The following is a 21,704-nucleotide window of genomic DNA, read 5'->3' as shown; positions in this document are numbered from 1 at the left end:
TCCGCTCCTGGAGGGGACTGCGTGCGACACACGTCTCCCGGCAGCGAGAGCCATGGCTCTCGCCGGAGGGAAGCGGGTGGTTCGTGGGCGCGGCCCGGCTACTTCCCGGCGGAGGGGGCCTCGACCTTCGGACCCTCGACCTTGGGGGGCTCGACCTTCGGCGGCTCGAACTTGGGTGGCTCCTCCTTCTTGGGCTCACCCTTGGGCTTCTTGCGCTTCGACGGCGCATCCGTGCGGATGCGGCTCTCCTCCAGCTCGATGTCCACGCGCCCCGGGATGGGCGAGTCGAGCAACACCTGCCACGCGCCGTCCGGCGTGGTGAACAGGAAGGAGATGGCCAGCGGAGACTCCTCCGGAATCTTCACCCGCGTCTGGGTCTTCTCGCCCGGGTAGATGACGAGCGTCTGCACCACCGAGTCATCGGGGTGCACCACGCGCTCGGCCACGTCGGCGTAGAACTCCGTCATGTACCGCTGCGAGTCCACCGCGCGCACCACCATGTGCAGCGGCCGCCCCTGGTTCGTCCCCTGGGGCGAGTTCACGTGGATGGACAGGTGCGTGGGCGCGCACGCCACCGTCCCCAGGGCCAGCGCCAGCATCAACAGCCAGGGGAACCTCATCGCGTCACCTCCTGGAACAGCGTCCAGGGGCCGCCACGCATGCCGAAGCGCAATCGAATCTCCGAGTGTTGTGAGCCATCCGGGCCCGGCAGCGGCCAGATGGCGTTCTGCTCGGCGTCGAACGTGGCGGCATCCAGGATGCGGAAGCAGTTCCACGACGAGCGCGACAGCTCCGTGGAGCGGTAGCGCTTGGCCTCGCGGCCCGGCACGCGCAGCTCGACGCCGACGGAGGCCGAGCGCGGCTCCCACCACGCCAGCGCGAAGTCCTGCCACGCGGGCGTCTGGTTGAAGCCGAACGCCGCCGCCTCGCCGCACTTCAGGAAGGACATGGTGACGAAGCCGTTCTCACCCGACGGCGGCAGCGGCAGCGGGCGCACCTGCAACTGCAGCGGCTGCGGCTTGCCCTCCTCGGTCCACAAGAGCTTCGCCAGCTTCGACAGCCGGCCGAGCATCACCAGCATGCGCGGCGGGACGGCGAGCTGCTGACGCAGCGGCCGGCGCAGCATCCACTCCGTGCCGCGCTCCTCCACCACCGGCGAGAGCACCTGCGCCACGAACTGCCAGAAGGCGCCGTCCTTGCGCTTGAGCACCTCCAGCTCCGTCGGGTCCAGCTCCTGGCTCGCCTCCACCGCGAACGGGTAGCGACGCAAGAGCGGCGTCAGCAGCGTGCGGAAGCGCCACTCCCACTGCTCCTCCAGCACGCGCTCCAACTCGGCCCGGCCCAGCTCCCGCGTCATCAGGAAGGGCTCGCGGAACGGCCGGCGCAGCTCGCCGAGGATGCCCTGCTTGTCCAGCCACTCGTCCACGCGGCGCAGGTACGAGCCCTCCTCGTCGAGCAGCATGGACAGGCCCACGCGGCCCAGCGGGGAGAGCAGGTCTGTCAGCTGGCGTCCGCCGTCCTCGTTCGATGCGGGCGTCTCCTCCGCGCTCGAGCGCAGGGACGCGGGGACGATGGCGCGCGCGGCCCCGGCCGCCGGCGGCGCGCTGAACCCCGACACCTCCGTGTGCAGCTGCGACACCAGCAGCAGGTACGCCGCCAGCTGCGCCGTCTGTCCGTCCTTGTCCGGCGTCATGAGCTGCACGATGGGCCGGAACAGCGACAGCTCCTGGCGCAGCGGCTCGTAGTAGGGCCCCTCCATGGGGCCGATTCCCGCCCCCGTGGCCACCTCGCGCAGCATCGCCACCAGCTCGGAGGTCGGCTGCGTCACCGAGGACAGCTCCGAGGCCAGCGTCGTCGTCAGCGCCGTGAAGCGGTAGTCGCGGTACTTCACCAGCAGGTCCTGCCGGTAGCGCTGCCCGAAGTTGGCCACCTTCTTGAGCACGTAGCCCTGGCGCTGCGCGGCCTCCGCGCGCGACAGCTTCGAGTCCGCCATGCGCAGGGTGAACTCGTCCACCAGCGGCTTGATGTCCGTCTCGAACGTCAGCCACTCCACGCCGCGGCGCGAGGGCAGGGCGTCCACCGCGCCCACATCCAGCGCGTCCTCCATCGACAGTCCCAGCCCGGCCTCGGCCGCGGACGCCACCGCGCCCGGCGGCAGCCCCATCGAGGTCCGGCTGAAGGGCCGCTGGCCCTGCTCAATCTGCCGCAGCAGCTTGTCCAGCAGGGAGCGCGACAGCTCCTTCGGACGGAACTCGAAGGACTGCTGCATCACCCGGACCTCCAGGCGCGCGTCGCCGTTGGCGGGCACGAAGAGGCCACCGGTGCGCGTGAGCAGCTCCGCGGTGGACATCTCCGCCGCGGCCTTCAGGCCCGCGTCGATTTCATCCTCCATGCGCAGCACCGCGGACAGCATCGGCTCGTGCTCGCGCAGCCAGTCGAGCGCGACGAGCGTGTTGTCCACGCCCTTGAGGGTCGCCTGGCTCTCCGGCGCGCCGGACGCGTCCAGCAGCGCCAGCACCTTGTGCGCGGACGTGTACGCCATGCTCTGCGCCAAGGTCAGCTTCAGCCGCTGCCGCTCGCTCGCCAGCGAGCGCCACCGCTCCAGGTCCATCTCCCGCGCGCTCAGCACCAGCTGCAGCTTGATGAGATGGTCTCTCCACGGGCCCAGGTAGCTCTCCTCGGACAGCCACTCGTAGGGCCAGCGCATCCACGGCACCTGGCCTTGCGTCTGCAGGCCCGTGCGCCACGCCTGGTCGCTGGAGATGATGTAGTCGCCCACCACCTCCTCGCGCAGCCCCGTGGCCTCCATCCAGTCGCCGCCCTTCTCCGTGGCGCGGGTCCCCAGCAGGCTCAGCGCGTCCGCCGCCCAGTTCCAGCGCTTGCGGTACTGGCCATCCAGGTACGACAGGATGAAGCGCCCCATGTCGTCGGTGCGCGAGGCGCGCGCCACCGCCATCAGGTGCAGCATCTGCTCGGGACGGCAGAGCGTCTCGCGCTCGCAGCGCTCCTCCGCGTGCGACGCCGCCCACAGCGAGCGGCTGCCCACCAGCTCCGTCGAGGCGCAGCCCGGGATGAGCGGGCCACAGCGCTGGCACTGCTCCTGGCAGGACTCGAGCAGCGGCTTGAGATAGGACAGGCGCACCGTGTTGGACAGCTGCGCGCGCAGCACCTCCTGCTCGTCCTGGAAGCTGTTGCTCAGGAGCGGGAAGTAGCGCGCCGCGGAGAGCAGGGCGTCCATGGCCTGCATCGCGCCCTGGCCCTTGTCCACCACCACCTCGCCGGACGCCGTCAGGTGCTGCTGCCCCAGCCGCTGCACCGTGGACTCGAAGTCCTCCATGTGCCGCTGGGCCTCGGCCAGGCGGTTGTAGAAGTTCCCGTACGCCGCCACCACCGGGAGCACGCCCAGCGCGAGCAGCGCCGCGCACCTGCGCAGGTGCTTGCCGCGGTAGCGCGCGCGCAGCTCCACGTTGCGCTTCTCCGCGGCGATGGCGAACACCCCCGCGGAGCGCGCGTCCGCCGCCGGCGACGACACGTACACCCGCGTCAGCTCCGGGCGGTAGGACAGCGTGCCGCCCTCCACCAGCCCCGTCACGAACCTGGCGAGCGCCGCGAAGGACTCGCCGCCGCGCGCGTAGAACTCCTCCAGCCGCCCGAAGGCGTCCACCGACAACGAGACCAGGCCCAGCGCGAAGTACTGCTCCAGGGGCTGCAGCCCCGCGGCCAGCCGGCCCTCCTCACCCGACGGCGGCACGTCCCAGTGCAGGGGGATGCCATGGCTGCGCAAGAGCTGGGCGAAGTCCGAGAAGCCCACCAGCGAGTCCATGTGCGTCAGGCACAGGCGCGTCTCCACCGAGCCCCGGCTCGCCTCGGACAGCAGGTTGATCTTCCCGCGCACCAGCTGGATGACCCGGCGCACCTCGTCCGGCGGCGTCTCCGCCAGCCACCGCGCGTCCAGCGCCACCACGACGCGCCCCTTCTGCCGACGGAAGCTCGACTTCCACAGCCGGCTGAGCGCGCGGCGCGCCTCCTGCGAGTCGTCCTCCAGCAGCGACGCCGACACCTCGTGGACCACCTTGTCCGGCCCCAGGAACATCTGGAGCAGCGGGTCCGAGGTGTGGCTGGGCATGAACTGCCGCTCCTGCCGCCGCCAGTCCACCTCCAGGTCGATGAGCGTCGTCTTGCCCGCGCCCGCCGGCCCGAGCACCACCACCGTGGGGAAGTCCAGCACCGCCACGCGGTAGCGCAGCGGCAGCGCGTTCAGGAACTGCTTGCGGATGCGCACCAGCGCGCCGGTGTCCAGCCGCTTGCGCGTCTCCACCTTCGGCGCCACCCGCCGGCGCTTCCTCCACCACCACACCAGCCCGACGACGAGCGCCAAGGCGAGCAGCACCCCGAGCCCTATCAATATCCACGTCAGATAGGGTCGCGCCGCGTCCGCTGTCGTCGTCGCCGCGCTCGCGGCCGCGGCAACGGGGTTCTTCTCGCCCGCCATGGCTCTAGTCCCTCTTCCCGCCCGCTTGCGCGCGGACCGCGAGCTGGAGGCCTTCCATCACGTCCTCCAGTCGCTCCAGTGTGGCCTCCAGTTGCACACCCCATGCCTCCCGCTCCTTGGGTGACAACCGCTTGCCTCCGGGGCCGGGTTCCAGGGCCTTCGCCCCCTCGCGGAGCACGTCCACGAGGGGCACCGTCCCCTCGGCCAGGCTCCCCAGCGACGAGGTCAGGGCCTTCTGGAGCCGCTCCACCAGCTCGGCCACGTTCTGACGGGACGCACTCGCGTCCTTCCGGACGCCGGGGGGAGTCGTCACGCGGGCCTCAGTTGGACAGGTGCCAGAGCACCACCGGCACCGCGATGATGATGGACACCGTCACGGCGTAGTAGCGCCAGGGGAAGTCGTACAGGGTGGGAGGCGGGGGCGCGGCCTCCGTGTGCGCCTCGCCCACCTGCGTCTCCGGCCGGGGGATGCGGGCCGCCAGCTGCTCGCGGTAGTCGCGCAGCCGCGCCGGGTGGCCCACGTGCCGGCCGATGAAGCCCGCGGTGAGGCAGAAGTGCAGCATCTCGAAGAGCAGCGGCGCCGTGTCCGGGCGCCTCAGCGCGGTGTCCGCCAGCTCGAAGAACAGGTCGCCGCCCGCGTCCACGCCGAACGCACGCAGCTGCAAGAGCGGCCAGTGCTGCGCGTCCTCGTTCGACAGGCGGGCGAGCACCTTCTCGTCCACCAGGAAGGCGAAGGGCTGGAGCACCTTCTCCACGTCGTCGTGGCGCAGGTCGGTCTCCAGCGCCGCGCGCAGGGCGTCCACCTCGGCCATCAGCGTGCGGGACATCGCGTCCAGGGCGCCCTCGGACAGGTGCTCGCGCAGGGCGGGGTCCAGATTCACCGTGCCCAGCTCCCGCTCGAGCAGCTCCTCCACGTGGCGGTAGGCCAGGAGGATGGCTTTCCAGTGCGTCATCTTCATCAGGAGGCTCCAGGGATGGCGAGGGGACCTTGGCCGGCGATGGTCGCCTTCAGCTCCACCGTCGCCTCGTGGTTCCACGCATCCAGCAAATCTCGGACCCGCGTCAGGAACGTCACCACCAGCGGCTCGAAGCCCTCCTCGAAGGGCTCCAGCACCACCTCGTACACGTTCCTCAGCCCGGAGCCCTTCATGGCGCTGTCGGGCACCCGCGACACGCTCATCTCCCGCAACAGCGGCAGACACCGGCGGAAGGGGCCCTCGGAGGGCGTGCCCAGGTGCTGGAGCACCGAGCGCAGCTCGTCCAGTCCCAGCGTGGCCTGGGCCTTCCAGGCGAGCAGCTGGGTGAGCGCCGTCAGGTCATCCCTCAGGGGGCTCTCCCGGTCCGGCTGGAGCTGGCCGACCAGCCGCCACTCCAGGCCCTCGATGTGGCGCGCCGGCACGCTCACCGTCATCCGCCCCGACGCTTCGGAGGCGAAGCGCGGCTGGTGCCACAGCGCCTCCACCACCAGCTTGCGCGGCGTGGTGAAGGCCTCCGGCATGCGCAGCACCAGGTGCGGGGAGGGGCCGTTCTCCGACGGCACCTCCTCCACCTCGTAGCCGGGGCCGCTGCCGGGCAGGTGCGCGGGCCTGAGCGGGGCGAGCCCCGTCTTGGTCATCTCGAACACGCCCGTCACCGAGTGCAGCGCCAGCTCCCGCCCCGCGCTCATGTTGCGGATGGGGTGCTCGGAGCGGGTGCCGTCCGTGGTGATGACCTGTGCGGGCTCCGCGCGCAGGTTCTCCACCGGCACCGCGAAGGGCACCAGGAAGTCCGGCCGGTGGGAGCGCCCCACCGTCCACGCCTGCGCCAGGTCGAAGCACAGGCTGAAGCGCCGCCACCCGCCGCGCGACGGCGGCACCGCGACGTGGAGGAAGAGCTCCGTCTCCGGGAAGAGGAAGAACGAGCGCAGCCGCTGCAGCGGGTGGGTGAAGGTCTCCGAGTCGTCCGGCGCCGGCGGCTCCCGGTCGAACGACACCTCGCACCGCTCGCCCGTGACGTGCTCGTCCGCGGGCGGCCCGTACACCACGCTGACCTCGCGCAGGTGCTGGCGCAGCGCGTGGAACACCGCCAGGGACGGCAGGTACTCGTCCAGGTGGCGCACGTGCAGGCTCATCGTGCCGATGGCGTCCGCGCGCTCGTGCCGCGACTCGAAGTGGAGCATCAGCCGGTGGCCACCCCGCACCAGCGGGCGCACCTCGGTGGACTCCAGGGTGATGGGCAGCACGCGCAGGTCGCGCTGGAGGCGGAAGGTGCCGGGCTCACCCTCGGCCGGCGACAGCCGCAGCTCGGTGCCGCGCGGCAGGAGCACCGCCTCGCCCATCTTCCCCATGGGCTGCGCCTGCACCACCGCGCGCGTGGGCAGGGGCTCCAGGAGGAAGTCGAAGAAGCCGGCGAACAGCCGGCGCCACGTGGAGCGCAGGTTGTGCAGCGTCGCGTGGCGCGTCTGCACGGAGAAGAACGCCATCGCCTCGATGAGGCGGCGCACGTCCGGGTCCTCCCGCTCCAGGGGGGCGGCGGGGTAGCGCTCGTGGAAGCGTTGGCGGAAGCGCTCGAGGGAGGCCATCTCCTCGAGGAAGTCCTGGTGCAGCCGGTCCTTCGGGCGGGTCATCTTGAATGACTCCTTACCCCAACTTCACGAGCGCGCCCGAGACGCTGGTGATACCGGATGCCTTGAGGTTGGCCATTCCCTGGGCTTCCAGGTCCAGCGCGGCTTGCCCCGCCACCTTGACATTGAGCCCCGTCACCTGCGTGTCCGTCTTGCCCGCGGCCTTCAGCGTCAGGCCTTCAATCTTGGCCTCGCCGCCGGTGGCCTCCATGGAAGCCGTCAGGCCCTTGAGCGCCAGCGCCTGGGTGGCCTCCACGTTGACCTTCGCCGAGGAGCTGATGCTCGCGTCCTGGGTGGCCGTCTGGGTGAGCTTCGCCTGGGTGGTGAGGCTCATGTCCTTCGTGCTCGTCACCTTCAGCGTGTCCTGGCTCGTCCACTCCGAGGTGCCCTTGGACAGGAGCGTTATCGTCTGGGCGTCGACCTTGAAGTCCTTGACGGTGACGACGATGCTGTCGGCCTTCTGCACGACGGTGCTGGTGTCGCTCTGCCCGGCGACCTTCAGGGTGATGGCGGTGCCGTCCATCGTCACGGTCTGGACGATGTTCGCGTCGGCATTGTCCACCGTGACGGTGATGCCCTTCACTTTGTCCAGCTCGATGGTGCAGACCAGCGTTCCCATGGCTCCTTCACGCCTCCAGCCGCCTTAAGCGGGCTCTTCCTTCACGCGGATGACCAGCGTCCCCTCCTTGATTTCGATGCGGGCCGTGTCCTTGGCGTTCGTCCTCTGCAAGAGGAAGACCGGCTTGCCATCCACGTAGGAGTGCTTCATGGACGTGCCGTTCTCCGGCGTCTTGCCCACCAAGAGATGCGTCCCCTGGCCGTCGGCCGGCATGCGCGCCGTGTCACGCCAGTCCAGGAAGCGCTTGAGCCAGGCCTTCTGGAAGTCCAGCCCCACCAGCACGCGCTCCCCCTTGTAGGCCGGGAAGTAGAAGTGGCCGGGCAGCAGGTTCGGGTTGAAGGGCAGGGTGACGATTTGATTCGCCCAGAGGGGAATCTTCACCTTGTACCCGTCCTGCGACGTCTTGGAGTCGGTGTAGGCCTGCCACGTCTCGTGGGGCTCGTCCCCCATCTCGCTGACGATGAGGCCCTCCACGTACCGGGGCCAGGTGGGCGGCAGGTAGGGCGGCAGGTCCACCCACTTCTCCGCCTGGGGCTCCAGGAGCGTGGCCATCTGGAACTCGAAGCCCCCGTTCTTCGACAGGTGCTCCGCGTCCGGGGTGGACGCGAGCGCGTCCCCTCGCAACGCCAGGGTGCGCACCCGGAACGTCTCGCCGCCGGCCAGCCCCGCCGCGGCCCACGCCTCCGTGGTGGGCAGCTTGACGAGCGAGCCGGGCACCAGGGCGGTGGCGGGGAAGCGCTTCCAGCCGAGCTCCACCTCCTTGCCCCGGACCTTGAGGCGGGCGGTCTCCAGCGTCACCCGCGCGTCCACCTCGTTGGTGATGGGCGTGCGCAGCAGCACGTCGTGCCGGATGCCGGTGACGGCGCTCTGCTGGTTGATGGGCCGGGTGGCGGGGCCCTCGGCCACCGCGTTGAGCACCGTCACCTCGTGGCGGGGGACCTCCGGGAAGCGCACGGTGACCTGGTCCACGTCCGGGCCCCACAGCTTCACGGGCGTGCCCTCCGCGGCCTTCGCGGCGGACAGCTTGTACTTCGCCGCCGTGTAGTCGTACGCGAGCACGCCGTCGCGCGTGTCCACGTACCAGAGGAGGAAGTCGTAGAAGCTGGCGCCGTGCTCGGGCGTCAGGCCCAGGAACAGCTGCGGGCAGGTGGCGTCCAGCCCCGCGCTCCAGTCGTAGACGAGCGGGATGTGCGTGCCCTTGTGCGCGTCCAGCACGTCCTTCATCGTCTTCTGCGTGTAGAGCACGCAGGGGAAGTGCTGGCTCCACAGCAGCGCCGCCGCGTCCTGGAACGTCACCTCGTAGCGCCGGTGCAGCAGCGGGGCACCGGGACGGGGCGCGGCGGGCACCTCCACCAGCGAGCGCTCCGACACCAGGCCCTTCACCTTCAGCGACGTGAGCGCGGGCTGGGGCGCGGCGTCGGTGTGCACCGCCGTCAGCTCCAGCTGGACCTCCATCAGGTCCTGCTCCAGGAACGCCGCCTTCAGCGGGTCCTTCTCCAGGCCGCCCGCGGACGTGTTGTCCGCGACGTCGAAGGCCACGCGGCCCTCGAAGCCGAACGAGCGCAAGGTCAGCGCGAAGGACTTCACGTCCCCCGGAGGGATGACGTGCGGGGTGCCGCCGGCGGTGAGCGTGACGGCGACCTGGAGGCGGTCCGCGAAGCTGTCGGCCTTCATGGCTCCTCCTCCACGCGGACGTTGCCGCTGAGGGTGTCGAAGCGCAGGCGCAGCTTGCGGCGCTCCTGGCCCACCGTGCCGACGAGGCCGAAGTGCAGCCACAGCCCCGCGTCGCGCCCGCGCATCGTCAACTCCACGTCCGACAGGCGCGGCTCGTGGCGGGAGATCTCCTCGGTCAGCTCGCGGGTGAGCGTCTCCACCAGCTCCCGCGTGCCGTACTTCTCCGTGTACTCACCCAGGCCGAAGTCGCGGCGGAAGAAGCCGTAGCCCTCCTTGGTGTTGAGCACGGCCTCCAGGTTGCGCACCACGTGCTCCAGCTCGCTGTGGCCCTTCTTGCCGGACGCGCGAGCGGAGTCGGCGCGGGTGGCGAACTTGTCGAGGAAGGAGGCTCGGCCCATGTCACGCCCTGCGCCAGAAGAGGGACACCTGGGCTCCCTGCAACGCCGGGGTGGCGTAGAAGGCCAGGCCATTCTCGCGCAGCGCGAACTGCCACTCCTCGCCCTGCACGAGCTGGTACCAGTCTATCTCGGGTCCCAGCGCATGCGGGAACGAGGGGTGCGGGACGTGGTGGAACGGGATGCCCTTGAGGGCCATGCGCCGCACCGTGGCCAGACGCGAGGGCCCCGCCAGCTTCACGCCGTCCACGATCAGGGGCTCTCCGGCCCGCTTGCGCTGCACCAGCATGTACAGCTCGCCGCTCTCCAGCACCTCGGGCGGCAGCGGCGAGAAGACGAACTGCCCGTCGCGCGCGGTGAACGAGCGATGGGTGGCGCGCGTGGACTCCGGCTGGAGCGCGCGCGTGAGCAGCTCCACCCAGCGGATGAGGCCCTTGCCCGGGCTGTCGTGCTGATACGTGGGCAGGTCCGCGTCCGGCATCATCTCCAGGTAGCAGCAGGACTCGAAGTACAGGTCCCTGAGCGCGTCGAAGAAGACGTACGGGTGGGGTGAGATGTGGCGGGTCATGTCGCCGCGCAGCGCCTGCAGCCGCTGCACCTCGCACAGCGCGCGGCGGGCGTTGGTGAGCCGGTCCGAGCGCAGGTAGCTGTCGGACAGGCGCGCGATGAGCTGCAGCCGCGCCTGCTCCAGCAGGTCATCGAGTCTGACGAGCAGGGCCGAGAGGAACGGGTGGGGACCGACGAGCAGCAGCGGAGGCACCAGGTCCTCCGTCAGTCCCCACACGCCCTCGGTGTCCCGCCGGAACACGGCCAGCGGCAGCGTGTCGATGGCCCCATCCAGCACGGGCTCCGCGGACAGGCGCAGCCGACGCATGACCCGCTCCAACACCGGCGAGTCCTCCGCGTACAGCCGCACCCCCGCCGCGCCCTGGCTGCCCCCCAGCACGTGCAGGTAGACGGTGGCCTCGGCGCGGCCGGTCCCCTCGAGCGAGAAGGGCGGCAGCACCGCGTTGCCCGGCACATCCACCACGAAGCCGGCGGGGGTCACCGCCGTCAACGTGGCAATGGACAGGCTTCCACCCGCCAGCAGTGGCTCGCTCCAGGCCATGGCCGCCACGCCGTGACTCGGCGTACCGGATAGCGAGGCCTGGAGGCGGACCTGGGCCTCCAGTGATTCTTCCTGGGCCTCGAAGTGCTCCGGCAGCAGCGTCTGACCGACGTGCCACCGGACCCGGGCGAGCTTGAAGGGGGGCATGGTGCTCTCTTACCGCAGGACGACTAGGCCGTCTCCGTGACGCCCCACTTCTTCACGATGTTCTTCGAGGACGCCGCCGCGACGTTGATGGACTGCTCCACCGTCTTGGGCTTCACGCCGATCTGGAACGTGAAGTTCTTGGGCGACTGCACCTCACGCGACGCGTTCTCCGCCACCGCGATGTTCAGCGCGTCGCCGTTCTTCTCCAGCAGGCCGTTGAGGTCCGCGTCCACGAAGTTGGACTTGAAGTACTTCTTCGCGAGCGGGTCGTACTCGTAGATGACGTACTTCACGACCACTTCGATGTTGGAGAAGCTGCCCAGCAGCATCTCGGAGATCTTCTGCTTGTTGGCGGTGGAGATCTGCCCGGAGAAGTACAGCGCGTCGGTGACGCCCGTCTCCCACAGGTAGTTGTTGAGCACCGCGACGGCCTTGGAGGCCAGGTCCTTGTCCGGCTGCTCCGGGTCCTTGATGGTCTCCTGGTCCGCCACCAGCGCTTCTCCGCCGATGCTGATGGACAGGATGTAGCCGACGGGAGACTGCTTGTCCTTCTTGAAGTTGTAGCCCTGGTAGATGTCCAGGTCTCTGGCGAATTGAGGCATGACTCACTCCTGCATTGGGTGGGACTGCTTGGTGGGGTTGCAGCGGGGGACTTCAGCCGAGCCGGGACTCCAGCATGAGCTCCACGTTGAGGCCCTCGAACTGGATGTGCGGCAGCACGGCGACCTTGCAGTCGTACCAGCCGATCTCTCCGGTGCGCTGCTCCACCTTCACGTTGGTGGCCTTGAACGGGAAGCGGCGCACCGTCATGTCGTCGGGGCTGGCCACCGTGGTGACGTAGCCGGCGAGCCACGCGTCGATCTGCCGCTGGATGTAGGGCGCATCCGCCGTGGAGCCGATGTTGTCGCGCATGATGCACTTCACGTAGTGCGCCAGGCGGGTGATGGAGAACGTGTACGCCATGTTCGTGACGAGCTGCGAGTTCTCCGAGTCCTTCGGGTCCTTGAACCGCTTGGAGACCTTGGCGGACTGGGTGCTGAAGAACGTCGCCTCGCTGGTGCCCTTGCGGTACACCAGCGGCATGAAGCCGCACCGCGCGAACTCGAACTCGCGGTAGTCCGGGATGGCGATCTCCACCGGGGCCTTGAGCTCCTCCTGGCCGCGCAGGAAGAACGTGTCCACGGGCAGGCCGGTGATGAGGCCGCCGCCCTTGGGGCCGCGGATGGACTGGCACCAGCCGGAGTTCTCGAACGCCTTCACCATGTTTCGGGCGAAGAGCACGGACGAGTTGCCCCACAGGTACTTGCTGGAGTCTCCCTGCGCGTTCTCCGTGAAGTGCAGGTCGTCGCAGGGGTTCTTGTCCGGGTGCCAGGGCAGGCGCAGCACGTAGCGCGGGAAGGTCAGGCCCAGGTACGCGGCCTCCTCGCTGTCGCGCAGCTCGTTCCACTTGCCGTAGCGCGGGTGGGCGAGCGCGCCCTCCAGGTCCTTGATGGCCTCCATCTCCTCGACCTTCTCGCAGCCGAAGAACTTGGGGCTCACGGCGGCGACGAAGGGGCAGTGCGCGGCGTTGGCCACCTTGCCCATCGCGCGCAGCCACTTGATGTCGCCGGGCGAGGAGGAGAACTCGTACAGGCCAATCATCGCGCCGAAGGGACGGCCGCCGTACTGGTCGTACTCCTGGATGTAGACCTTGTCGAACAGCGCCCCGGCGAACACGTCCGCGGAGTTGTTCTCGAAGTCCTGACCCAGTTCGTCGCGCGCGGCGTCCAGGAGGTCGATGGCGATGTTCGCCTTGAAGTTGGTGTTGGCGACCAGGTCGTCCAGACCGCGCCACGCCGACTCCATCTGCTGGAAGCGCTCGTGGTGGAGGATCTCGTTCATCTGGTCGTCGATCATCGAGTCGATGCGGCTGACGACGTCGAGCACCTTGCCCTTGTCGAAGCGCAGCGCGTCGCCCGAGTCGGTCTCCGCGGGCGTGACGTTCTGCACCAGGGCGGCGAGCGCGGACATGAAGCGCGCCTCGATGGTGACTTCCTTCTCGTCCAGCGTGGGGACGAACTTCTCGGAGATCATCGGCTTGGCGTCCGTGGGACGCTCCAGCCGCACGCTCTTGAACAACCCAGGCAGATATGAGGTTTCAGCCATGACGGTTACCTTGAGATGGAAAAGGGTGGGTTGAGGAAGCGGGCCCTTACGCCTTCACGGTGGCGGGCTCGGAGACGGTGGCCGGCTGGGTGGCGGCGGCGGGCGTCGCGTCGGAGGAGAGCGCGGGCTTGCCCGGCAGACGCAGCGACTCGTAGTCCTTGAGCTCGGCGAGCACGGCCTTGAGCGCGTCCTTGTTGGAGAACAGCTCGTAGACCATGCTGCGCAGCGCCTTCTGGTTGTCGATGCTCGACTGCATCTCCAGCAAGAGCTTCTTGAGCAGCCGCAGCGCCTTGAGCTTCGGCACGTGGTTGACGATCTCGTCCGGGTGGAAGGACTTCATCCGGTCGATGGGCAGCTCGACGTTCAGGTCCGCCTCCACATCCGGGTTGATGCGGTTGGGCACCTGGAAGCTGACGGACATCTTCATGTCCTTCATCAGCTCGTCGAGGTTCTTGCCATTGACGGAGCGCAGCTTGCGCGCCTCGAGGTCCACCTTGCGGTCCTCGGAGGAGCCGAGCGAGAAGTCACCCAGCATCAGCAGACGCAGGGGCAGGTTCACCGTCTCCTGCTCGCCGTTGATGGTGGTGCGGTACGTGAGCGTGATTCGTGACTTGGGCAACTGATCCTGGATTGACATGGCTACGTTACTCCCTCGGTTTGAAGGCCTTTCTTGCCCGGCGACGTGCCGGGGTGCTGCACGTCACTGCGGGGGTGAAGCTCTGGGGGCGGTGTCGCCGGAGAACAGGACGACCTGCCGGTCCTCCTCGGGGCCGCCGATGATGGGCTCGTAGCCGAGGTGACTGGTGTCCTCGACGCGGGCGTGGCCGTGCTGATCCCTGATGACCAGCGCGACGGTGAGGAACACGGGCGTGTCCACCAGGTGCGGCAGCACGCGCGAGCGCAGGCGGCGGCGCGCCTCCACGGCCCAGGCGGCGCCGGTGCCACAGAAGGACTCGTTGACGTGGAGCCACGCCTCCAGGCCGCCGGTGGGCACGGTGGCGAAGCCGCCCATCGCGGTGCCGTCGCCCAGGGCCGCGCCGCCCAGGCGGATGCCGCGCGTGTCGATGCGCTGGCGGCGGGTGGCGCGGCGCACGCGGACCTCCGCCTCCGGATATGCCTGGGAGAACAGCCAGTGCAGCGTGGAGGGACAGCCGGGGCGCAAGAGGCGCAGGCGGTGCGCGGCGGCGGACTCCCAGCCGGGGAGCAGCGCCCCGTCGCGCTCGGGGAACAGGCCGGCGAAGCGCGCCTTGAGCAGCAGGTGGTCGAAGTAGCCCAGGAAGCTCTCCATGGCGTCGTGCTCCAGCGACTCCATGGCCTTCAGGAAGAAGGAGGGCAGGGGCGACTGGACGCTGAGCAGTCCCAGGTGGACGGTGATGATGGCGCGGCGCGGGTTGCGCGCGAAGTCGACGGACTGGATGAGCCGGGGCGCGTGCACGGTGCCGCGGTGGCTCTTGAGCTCCACGTCGTCCGGGCCGTAGCCCTCTTTCGAGAGCAGCTCCAGCAGGGCCGGCATGTCGAACGCGCCGGCGTGCTCGCGGATGCGCTCCTCGACGGGGGCGAGGCGGACGGGGGGCTGGGGTGGGTGCTGCTGCATGACGTCAGTCCTCCTCTCCGCCGCCGGGCGGCTGCTGCGCGATGAACGCGTCCAGGTCGACGCGGTAGAGCTGCTCGAGCGCTCGCATCGACAGCGAGTCGGCCTCTTGCAGGAAGGGTTCCAGCTGGTGCGCGTGGCTGCTGAGGCCCGCGAAGAAGCGGGTGAAGAGCGACGGCAGGAACACGCGCGGGTCGAACCGCTCCACCGTGGCCATGACGTCCGAGGCCACCACGCCCGCCTTGGGCAGCTCGCCCTTCTCGAGCAGGAGGGTGAAGGCCTCCAGCTTGCGGATGAGCAGCGCGAGCTGCGGAGAGATGGGCACGCCGGGCGGCGGCGCGACGACGGGCTGCGCGGCGACGGCGACGGGCGCGGGCTGCGTGGGGGCCACCGGCGGCGCGACGGCCACGGGCTGCGCGGCGACGGCCACGGGCTCCGGAGCGGGCGGGGGCACGAGCGTGACGGGCGCGGGCGGGGGCAGGGCCTCCATGTGGCGGCGCAGCCAGTGCGTCAGGTTGCGGAAGGGCTCCTCGCAGCCGTTCTTGGGCAGCGTGGCGGGGATGGCGGTGAGGATGGCGTCGCCCAGCGCGAGCGCCTCCTCGAGCGGCGCGCGGATGTCGGCCTCGCACCAGCGCCGCCACGTGGCGTCCTGCTTCTTCTCGTGGTGGGCCAGGTGCTTGTTGATGGAGCGCAACAGCCAGCGCAGGCCGCTCTCCAGGAAGATGTCGCGCTTGGACTCCGGGCCGAACGCGGGGAGGCTGTCGGTGAGCAGGTGGTGGATGGAGTGGAACATCCCCGGCATCGCCAGGAGGCCGCGCTCCTGGAACCCGCCGAAGAGGTAGATGCCGACGAGCCGCGTGTCGCGCTGGCCCTCGCGCAGCAGCGCCTCCGCGCCGCGGGCGGCCTGGGCGTATTCGCCGCTGGCGACCGCCTCCGTGACGGCCTCGACGCGGGCGTCGGGCTCGCCGTCCGGCGCGGGCGCGGGAGGAGCGCCCTCGAGGAGCTTCTCGAGGAGGGTGCCGTCGAAGGGCGCCAGGGTGAGGGCCGCGTCAGCCATCGATGACCTTCACCTGTCCGGGGGAGACGATCTGGATGACGCCGCCGTACGAGCACATCAGCTTCGAGTTGCTCTCCAGCGCCGGGGCGCTGCCGAGCAGCAGCTTGGGGCAGCCGGGCACCCACGGCGCCGCGGTGGCGGGGATGCAGGGCATGGGGGTGAGCACGCCCAGGGCCGCCGCCGTCGCCGCCGCCACCGTGGGGTTGGCCAGCGACTGGCACATCCCGAAGGGCAGGATGTTCACCAGGGGTTTGCTGTCGAGGATGTTGGCCGCGGGCGTCGGGCCCACCACCTTGTTGGCGGGCAGCACCACCAGCGACGAGGGGGCGACGCCGAAGCTGCATTGCAGCATCGCTCCCATGACGACCTGGGCACCCATGGTCCACCTCGCGCGCGTCCCGGGCTCCGGGATGGAGCGCCTGACGCGGAGCCACCCCATTGCGCGAGTCGTGCCAGCCAGTGGACAGCCGCGCTTCCCTCTGGGGACCCCCGTCGGGGGCTGCGGCGCGTTGGCGGTGCGCGTTGTCGACGAACGCGGGCGCGTCCGGCGCGTACGCGTAGATTACCGCGAGCCTGTACGCTCGTCCTCGCCCGGGGCCCGGACGCTCTCCCGCAGGCGGCCGCGCAGCGCGGTGAGGGCCTGGAACATCGGATCCGTGGACTTCTGATGGAGGGCGCCGATCAGGTACTGGGCGCGGCACCAGGCCTCGTCGATGCGCCCCTCCTTCGTCCGGTGGGGGAGCAGGGGGAAGAGCTCGACGCGGTCCGGCAGGTGCTCGGCGCCCAGGCGCAGCTCCAGCCTGCGTCTCACTTCGACGCGGCGCGCGTCCTGCTCCTTCGCGAAGGCTTCCGCGTCCTCCGCCCCGGTGAAGAGGATCAAGACGTGGGGTGCGTGGCGCGAGGTGCCCGCGGAGGCGGCGGGGGTGACGGACGCGCCGTGGCAGAAGGGCAGGTCGGCGAGCGCCTCGATGACCTCGGCGGCGGGGTAGACGCGGCCCTCGCGGCGCGTGTCGCGGGTGCCGGAGAACAGGTACTGCTCGCGCTGGCGGGTGAGCAGGACGAAGGGCGGGGGGCGGCCCTTGTCGGGCAGCGGCGTGAAGAGGCCCACGTCCCCGGCGGCCTCCTGGCCGCTCAGGTTGAGGTCCTTGAAGGCCCAGGCGCGGCCCGGCGAGGGGGCCAGGGCCGTGTGCAGCTCCCCGGTGTGCCGGCGGGACGCGAGCACCGCGCCGCCCTCGGCCGCGTCGATGAGCACGTGGGTGTGGGGCACGTTGGCCACGTCGCACTGGCGCATCCAGTCGCGCCACGACTCCCAGTCGAGCGCGTCATCGGCGGAGCGGAACCAGTGGGCCACGCCGCGCAACGCGCCCTTGTTGGCGCGGACCAGCGCCTCGCGCAGCGCGGGGGAGACGCCGAGCGAGCGCAGGGGCAGCTCCGTGAGCCGCGCGGGCGCGCGCTCCACCTCCGCGGGCTCCAGGTGGACGTAGGTGGCGCCGCGCAAGAGCGTGGCGAAGAGGAGCGCGGGCTGGTGCTGGAGGAAGTGGAAGCCGGGCGCGGCGAAGGCGTCCCCGGCGCCCAGGCCGAAGGTGAGCAGCCCGTCGACCAGGGCGCCGTTCCACGCCCGCTCGGCCGTGAGGGGGACGGGCGTGTCCGGCGGGTCGACGAGCGGGGAGAACAGCAGGGCCACGGTGTCGCCGGGCTTGTACGTGTGGGACGTGAAGCCGGGCGCGGCGTCGCCCCTGGAGCGCAGGAGGAGCGCCTCATGGCCCTTGATGAGCGGGGCCTGGTGGGCCTCCGCGGAGATGTGGGCGGGCTCCAGGCGCGCGAGCCTACGGGCCAGGAAGTGGGTGCCGGTGGGGGGCAGCACGCTGACGCACGCGCCCAGCTTCAGTGAGGCCAGCAGGGACACGAGCAGCTCCGGCCCCAGTGGATGCACCAGCGCGACCCTGGCGCCCGCCTTGACGCCCTGGGCGGCCCACTCGGCGGCGCGGCGCGAGGCCCGGTCCGCCAGCTCGCGGTAGCCGAGCAGCTGCCACCGGGCGCCGTCCCAGGTGCGCAGCGCGGGCGCGGTGGAGTCCGCGTGACGGACGACCAGGTCGTGGAAGAAGTCGTGGTGCTGGCCCGGGCGGCTCTTGGGCGCGGGTCCACCCCGGCTGGCGTGGTGGGCGGCGAGCGTGGCGATGAAGCCAGGCGCGTCGCTCCAGCTGTCGCGCAGCCAGGCCGGAAGGGCTCCGTCGCTGGTCGTGGCTTCCGTCTGGCGGAGGATTTCCCGGAGGTCGAAGGGCATGGTGGCGTTCTCGGAGGGAGTCTACGCGACGCGGCGGACGCGTGGGGCCACCCGCAGGCAAGACTCGGGCCGTCGGTGAAATGCGCGGCCGCTCCGACGGAGCGGGTGGACGCGGGGTGGGGTGGGGCTCGGGGGTATCCACTAGGGTGGGGGCAATGGCTTGCATTGCCAACAGTCGTGACGCGGCCGAGCTTGACTGGAATTGCCAACAAGCCTGCGTGGCTGGGATTGAATCGGGTGGAGCGGATCGGCTTTGCTGACCCGCATGATCATCGCCATCCCCCGTGAAACGGTGCCGGGTGAAAGGCGGGTCGCGCTCGTGGCGGAGAGCGTGAAACGCCTCGTCGGCAGGAAGCACGAAGTGGTGGTCGAGAGCGGTGCGGGCCTGGGCGCGGAGTGCTCCGACGAGGAGCTCCACGCGGCGGGCGCGCGCATCGAGCCGAGCACCGACGCGCTGTATGCGAAAGCGGAGGTGCTGCTCAAGATCCAGCCGCCGGATGACGCGGAGGTGGAGCGGCTGCGGCCGGACTCGGTGCTGGTGAGCCTGGCCTATCCGCTGGCGAATCCGGCGCTGGCCAGGGCGCTGGCGAAGCGGCGGGTGATGCTGCTGGCGGCGGACATGGTGCCGCGCACGACGCTGGCGCAGATGATGGATGTGCTCAGCTCGCAGGCGACCATCGCGGGGTACCGCGCGGTGGTGCTCGCGGCGGAGGCGCTGCCCCGGCTGTTCCCCATGTTGATGACCGCCGCGGGCACCATTCCTCCCGCGAAGGTGCTGGTGCTGGGGGCGGGCGTCGCCGGCTTGCAGGCCATCGCCACGGCGCGCCGGCTGGGCGCGGTGGTGGAGGCGTACGACGTGCGCAAGGTGGTGAAGGAGCAGGTGGAGAGCCTGGGCGCGCGCTTCGTGAACATCGACATCGAGGACGCGGCGGGCTCGGGCGGCTACGCGAAGGAGTTGGGCGAGGAGGCCCAACGCAAGCAGGCGGAGGTGCTCGCCCAGCACGTGGCGAAGTCGGACGCGGTCATCACCACGGCGCAGATTCCCGGACGACGCGCGCCGGTGCTGCTGCCCGCGGACATGGTGCGGCGGATGAAGAGCGGCTCGGTGGTGGTGGACATCGCCGCGGAGCAGGGCGGCAACTGCGAGCTGACGCGGGTGGGGGAGCGCTACCGCACGGACTTCGGCGTCACCATCGTCGGTGAGCGGAACCTGCCCAGCCAGCTCTCCGTGCATGCCAGCGCCATGTACTCGCGCAACATGGAGAAGCTGCTCGCGCACGTCACCGACAAGGACAACGTGCTGAAGCTGGATGTCTCGGATGAAATCGTGAAGGGCATGCTCATCACCCGCGGCGGCGAGGTGGTCCACCCCGCAGTGGCGGATGTGGCGATGAGGGAGGGCTGACATGTCATTGACGCTGATCTTCGGCCTGTATGTCTTCTTCCTGGCGGCCTTCACCGGCTACCAGGTCATCTCCAAGGTCCCGCACCTGCTGCACACGCCGCTGATGGCCTTCACCAACGCCATCTCCGGCATCTCCCTGGTGGGCTCGTTGCTGGCGGCCGGCGGGCACTACGGCACGGTGTCCACGGTGCTCGGCGCGGTGGCGGTGCTGGCGGCGACCATCAACGTGGTGGGCGGCTTCCTCATCACCGACCGCATGCTGCGCATGTTCAAGAAGAAGGGCGGCGCGCGATGACCCTCTCGCTCACCGAGACGTTCGTCCAGTTGCTGTACCTGCTCGCCTCCATCCTCTTCGTGATGGGCCTGAAGGATTTGGGCGACGCGCAGACGGCCCGGCGGGGCGTGTTCCTGGCGGAAGTGGGCATGGTGGCCGCGGTGGCCGGCACGCTGCTGTACGGCGTGGGCGTGACGCACGTCATCGTGCGCTGGGAGTGGATTGTCGCGGCGCTGCTCATCGGCTCGGCGGTGGGCACGGGCATGGGCCTGTGGATTCCCATGACGAAGATGCCGGAGCGCATCGCGCTCTCGCATGCCTTCGGCGGGCTCGCGGTGGGACTGGTGGGCGTCGTCGAGTACCTCCAGCACGGCGGCCCCCAGATGACCACGCTCCAGATCTCGGCCACGGGGCTGGAGGTGGCGCTCGGCGCGTTGACCTTCACCGGGAGCTTGATGGCGTTCGGCAAGCTGCAGGGCTTCATCACCGGGCGGCCCGTCACCTATCCGGGGCAGAACCTCTCCAACCTGCTGATGATTCTGGGCACGCTGGGGCTGATTGGCCTGCTCGTGTATTCACCGGGCTCGGCGTGGGCCTTCTACCTGGTGGCCGCCCTGGGGGTACTGCTGGGCGTGCTGCTGGTGCTGCCCATCGGCGGCGCGGACATGCCGGTGGTCATCTGCTTGCTCAACTCGTACGCGGGCCTCGCGGCGGCGGCCACGGGCTTCGCGCTGGGCAACAACGTGCTCATCATCTGCGGCGCGCTGGACGGCTTCTCCGGCTTCCTCCTGGGCATGATGATGTCCAAGGCGATGAACCGCTCGTTCTCCAACGTGCTCTTCGGCGCGTTCGGCGCGGTGCCGGAGGCGAAGGCCGTCACGGAAGGGGCGCAGCCCTCGGGCCCCGCGCCCAACGTGGGCAGCGTGGAGGAGGCCGCCGAGGTGCTGCGCGCCGCGCGCTCCGTCATCGTCGTGCCGGGCTACGGCATGGCCGTGTCGCAGGCGCAGCACGCGGTGCGGGACCTGGCCAACGTCCTCCAGGCCAACGGCTGTGACGTGCGCTACGCCATCCACCCGGTGGCGGGCCGCATGCCGGGCCACATGAACGTGCTGCTGGCGGAAGCCAACGTGCCGTACGACCACCTGTTCGACCTGGACGTCATCAACGACGACTTCACCGCCACGGACGTCGCGCTGGTGGTGGGCGCCAACGACGTCGTCAACCCGGCCGCGCGCAGCAACCAGAGCAGCCCCATCTACGGCATGCCCATCCTCTCCGCGGACCTGGCCAAGACGTGTGTCGTGCTCAAGCGCTCGCTCAACGCGGGCTTCGCCGGCATCGAGAACGAGCTCTTCGTCCGCTCCAACACGATGATGGTGCTGGGGGACGCGAAGAAGACGCTGATGCAGTTCACCTCCGCGCTCAAGGAGTAGCTAGAAAGGGCGCATGCCCCTTCCGCGCGAAGCGACCTCGGACGACGCCGCGCTCCTCGCCCGCCTGCTGCGCGAGTCGTTCGAGGAGTACCGGGGGCGGCTGGAGCCACCCTCCAGCGCTCACGGCAAGACGGAGGCCGCGGTCCGCCGAGAGCTGGAGGACCACCACGTCTGGTATGGCCGGCTGGGCTACCAGCTCCTCTCCCAAGGCACCCACCCGGGCTTCCCCGCGCCTACCTTCCTCGTCCTGGAGAAGCACCTCTGTGTCGAGTGAGACTGGAGGTCTTCTGCCTCATGCGTGGGGAGATGTGCGGTGGTGTGTCTCGTGATTCGGCGTGAGAATGGAGATTTCCGCCCCCTCTCCTTCTTGAGTGTGGACCCTGGCCACCTTCGCGCAGAGACTCCCCGTTGACGAAATCGCGCGTCGGCATTCCATTGTTGGGGTTCTGATGGCGTCGGGGCGTGGTGGAAGCAAGGA

General features: G+C 70.0%; 20 protein-coding genes. 4 read left to right on the top strand and 16 right to left on the bottom strand.

The features are described from left to right. Positions 1-98 precede the first annotated feature (98 nt). The 16 genes from K8625_RS13515 to K8625_RS13440 form a co-directional block, all read right to left on the bottom strand. Positions 99-620 (bottom strand): hypothetical protein, encoded by a 522-nt coding sequence (locus tag K8625_RS13515; RefSeq protein WP_046712999.1) that lies wholly within the window; start codon positions 618-620, stop codon positions 99-101. Then, positions 617-4,492: a type VI secretion IcmF C-terminal domain-containing protein gene (locus K8625_RS13510; RefSeq protein WP_223782952.1), complete on the bottom strand. Its 3,876-nt coding sequence runs from the start codon at positions 4,490-4,492 to the stop codon at positions 617-619. Before K8625_RS13510 ends, K8625_RS13515 begins: the two co-directional genes overlap by 4 nt. A gap of 4 nt (positions 4,493-4,496) precedes the next feature. Next, the gene (locus tag K8625_RS13505) at positions 4,497-4,805 is read right to left on the bottom strand and encodes a hypothetical protein (protein WP_223746848.1); all 309 of its coding nucleotides are present in this window, start codon (positions 4,803-4,805) and stop codon (positions 4,497-4,499) included. Between the two features lie 7 nt (positions 4,806-4,812). After that, on the bottom strand, positions 4,813-5,451 hold the full coding sequence (locus K8625_RS13500; RefSeq protein ID WP_223782951.1) for a DotU family type IV/VI secretion system protein: 639 nt from the start codon (positions 5,449-5,451) through the stop codon (positions 4,813-4,815). Further along, the gene (locus K8625_RS13495) at positions 5,451-7,097 is read right to left on the bottom strand and encodes a type VI secretion system baseplate subunit TssF (protein WP_223746850.1); all 1,647 of its coding nucleotides are present in this window, start codon (positions 7,095-7,097) and stop codon (positions 5,451-5,453) included. The genes K8625_RS13500 and K8625_RS13495 overlap by 1 nt, the downstream gene beginning before the upstream one ends. Before the next feature lie 13 nt (positions 7,098-7,110). Further along, complete coding sequence (locus K8625_RS13490; protein WP_223746851.1) at positions 7,111-7,713, bottom strand: hypothetical protein; 603 nt, start codon at positions 7,711-7,713, stop codon at positions 7,111-7,113. A 24-nt stretch (positions 7,714-7,737) separates the two neighbouring features. Then, complete coding sequence (locus tag K8625_RS13485; RefSeq protein WP_223782950.1) at positions 7,738-9,387, bottom strand: hypothetical protein; 1,650 nt, start codon at positions 9,385-9,387, stop codon at positions 7,738-7,740. Continuing rightward, on the bottom strand, positions 9,384-9,785 hold the full coding sequence (gene tssE, locus K8625_RS13480) for a type VI secretion system baseplate subunit TssE (RefSeq protein ID WP_141325439.1): 402 nt from the start codon (positions 9,783-9,785) through the stop codon (positions 9,384-9,386). The genes K8625_RS13485 and tssE overlap by 4 nt, the downstream gene beginning before the upstream one ends. Before the next feature lies 1 nt (position 9,786). Continuing rightward, positions 9,787-11,037 (bottom strand): type VI secretion system baseplate subunit TssK, encoded by a 1,251-nt coding sequence (gene tssK / locus K8625_RS13475; RefSeq protein WP_223782949.1) that lies wholly within the window; start codon positions 11,035-11,037, stop codon positions 9,787-9,789. A gap of 23 nt (positions 11,038-11,060) precedes the next feature. Continuing rightward, positions 11,061-11,639, bottom strand: coding sequence for a hypothetical protein (locus K8625_RS13470; protein WP_223746854.1), 579 nt, complete (start codon positions 11,637-11,639; stop codon positions 11,061-11,063). Positions 11,640-11,691: 52 nt separating this feature from the next. Then, on the bottom strand, positions 11,692-13,182 hold the full coding sequence (gene tssC / locus K8625_RS13465) for a type VI secretion system contractile sheath large subunit (RefSeq protein ID WP_223746855.1): 1,491 nt from the start codon (positions 13,180-13,182) through the stop codon (positions 11,692-11,694). Positions 13,183-13,228: 46 nt separating this feature from the next. Continuing rightward, on the bottom strand, positions 13,229-13,819 hold the full coding sequence (tssB, locus tag K8625_RS13460) for a type VI secretion system contractile sheath small subunit (RefSeq protein ID WP_141325432.1): 591 nt from the start codon (positions 13,817-13,819) through the stop codon (positions 13,229-13,231). A 63-nt stretch (positions 13,820-13,882) separates the two neighbouring features. Next, positions 13,883-14,776 (bottom strand): hypothetical protein, encoded by an 894-nt coding sequence (locus tag K8625_RS13455; protein WP_223782948.1) that lies wholly within the window; start codon positions 14,774-14,776, stop codon positions 13,883-13,885. Positions 14,777-14,780: 4 nt separating this feature from the next. Next, the gene (locus K8625_RS13450) at positions 14,781-15,830 is read right to left on the bottom strand and encodes a type VI secretion system protein IglI family protein (protein ID WP_223746857.1); all 1,050 of its coding nucleotides are present in this window, start codon (positions 15,828-15,830) and stop codon (positions 14,781-14,783) included. Continuing rightward, positions 15,823-16,209, bottom strand: coding sequence for a DUF4280 domain-containing protein (locus K8625_RS13445; RefSeq protein ID WP_223746858.1), 387 nt, complete (start codon positions 16,207-16,209; stop codon positions 15,823-15,825). The genes K8625_RS13450 and K8625_RS13445 overlap by 8 nt, the downstream gene beginning before the upstream one ends. A 183-nt stretch (positions 16,210-16,392) precedes the next feature. Then, a complete protein-coding gene (locus K8625_RS13440) occupies positions 16,393-18,114 on the bottom strand; it encodes an AMP-binding protein (RefSeq protein WP_223782947.1) in 1,722 nt (573 codons plus the stop codon). A gap of 265 nt (positions 18,115-18,379) precedes the next feature. Between K8625_RS13440 and K8625_RS13435 the strand changes: the two genes are divergently transcribed. From K8625_RS13435 to K8625_RS13420, 4 genes are read left to right on the top strand one after another with little or no spacing between them, the layout of a single operon-like run. Next, on the top strand, positions 18,380-19,519 hold the full coding sequence (locus tag K8625_RS13435; RefSeq protein ID WP_223783166.1) for a Re/Si-specific NAD(P)(+) transhydrogenase subunit alpha: 1,140 nt from the start codon (positions 18,380-18,382) through the stop codon (positions 19,517-19,519). Between the two features lies 1 nt (position 19,520). Further along, entirely contained in the window at positions 19,521-19,814 is a 294-nt protein-coding gene (locus tag K8625_RS13430) for an NAD(P) transhydrogenase subunit alpha (RefSeq protein WP_046713014.1), read from the top strand. After that, positions 19,811-21,226, top strand: a complete 1,416-nt coding sequence (locus K8625_RS13425; protein WP_141329933.1) for an NAD(P)(+) transhydrogenase (Re/Si-specific) subunit beta — start codon at positions 19,811-19,813, stop codon at positions 21,224-21,226. Before K8625_RS13430 ends, K8625_RS13425 begins: the two co-directional genes overlap by 4 nt. A 13-nt stretch (positions 21,227-21,239) precedes the next feature. Further along, positions 21,240-21,500, top strand: a complete 261-nt coding sequence (locus tag K8625_RS13420; protein ID WP_223746860.1) for a hypothetical protein — start codon at positions 21,240-21,242, stop codon at positions 21,498-21,500. Positions 21,501-21,704: the final 204 nt, after the last annotated feature.

This window comes from Myxococcus sp. AS-1-15 (assembly GCF_020037055.1).
GTDB lineage: Bacteria > Myxococcota > Myxococcia > Myxococcales > Myxococcaceae > Myxococcus > Myxococcus fulvus.
This window is presented reverse-complemented; position numbering and strand designations above follow the sequence as displayed.

Coding starts and splice junctions, on each gene's coding strand:
- K8625_RS13515 (WP_046712999.1), bottom strand. CDS start 620: ATGAGGTTCCCCTGGCTGTTGATGCTGGCGCTGGCCCTGGGGACGGTG.
- K8625_RS13510 (WP_223782952.1), bottom strand. CDS start 4,492: ATGGCGGGCGAGAAGAACCCCGTTGCCGCGGCCGCGAGCGCGGCGACG.
- K8625_RS13500 (WP_223782951.1), bottom strand. CDS start 5,451: ATGAAGATGACGCACTGGAAAGCCATCCTCCTGGCCTACCGCCACGTG.
- K8625_RS13495 (WP_223746850.1), bottom strand. CDS start 7,097: ATGACCCGCCCGAAGGACCGGCTGCACCAGGACTTCCTCGAGGAGATG.
- K8625_RS13490 (WP_223746851.1), bottom strand. CDS start 7,713: ATGGGAACGCTGGTCTGCACCATCGAGCTGGACAAAGTGAAGGGCATC.
- K8625_RS13485 (WP_223782950.1), bottom strand. CDS start 9,387: ATGAAGGCCGACAGCTTCGCGGACCGCCTCCAGGTCGCCGTCACGCTC.
- tssE (WP_141325439.1), bottom strand. CDS start 9,785: ATGGGCCGAGCCTCCTTCCTCGACAAGTTCGCCACCCGCGCCGACTCC.
- tssK (WP_223782949.1), bottom strand. CDS start 11,037: ATGCCCCCCTTCAAGCTCGCCCGGGTCCGGTGGCACGTCGGTCAGACG.
- K8625_RS13470 (WP_223746854.1), bottom strand. CDS start 11,639: ATGCCTCAATTCGCCAGAGACCTGGACATCTACCAGGGCTACAACTTC.
- tssC (WP_223746855.1), bottom strand. CDS start 13,182: ATGGCTGAAACCTCATATCTGCCTGGGTTGTTCAAGAGCGTGCGGCTG.
- tssB (WP_141325432.1), bottom strand. CDS start 13,819: ATGTCAATCCAGGATCAGTTGCCCAAGTCACGAATCACGCTCACGTAC.
- K8625_RS13455 (WP_223782948.1), bottom strand. CDS start 14,776: ATGCAGCAGCACCCACCCCAGCCCCCCGTCCGCCTCGCCCCCGTCGAG.
- K8625_RS13450 (WP_223746857.1), bottom strand. CDS start 15,830: ATGGCTGACGCGGCCCTCACCCTGGCGCCCTTCGACGGCACCCTCCTC.
- K8625_RS13445 (WP_223746858.1), bottom strand. CDS start 16,209: ATGGGTGCCCAGGTCGTCATGGGAGCGATGCTGCAATGCAGCTTCGGC.
- K8625_RS13440 (WP_223782947.1), bottom strand. CDS start 18,114: ATGCCCTTCGACCTCCGGGAAATCCTCCGCCAGACGGAAGCCACGACC.
- K8625_RS13435 (WP_223783166.1), top strand. CDS start 18,380: ATGATCATCGCCATCCCCCGTGAAACGGTGCCGGGTGAAAGGCGGGTC.
- K8625_RS13430 (WP_046713014.1), top strand. CDS start 19,521: ATGTCATTGACGCTGATCTTCGGCCTGTATGTCTTCTTCCTGGCGGCC.
- K8625_RS13425 (WP_141329933.1), top strand. CDS start 19,811: ATGACCCTCTCGCTCACCGAGACGTTCGTCCAGTTGCTGTACCTGCTC.
- K8625_RS13420 (WP_223746860.1), top strand. CDS start 21,240: ATGCCCCTTCCGCGCGAAGCGACCTCGGACGACGCCGCGCTCCTCGCC.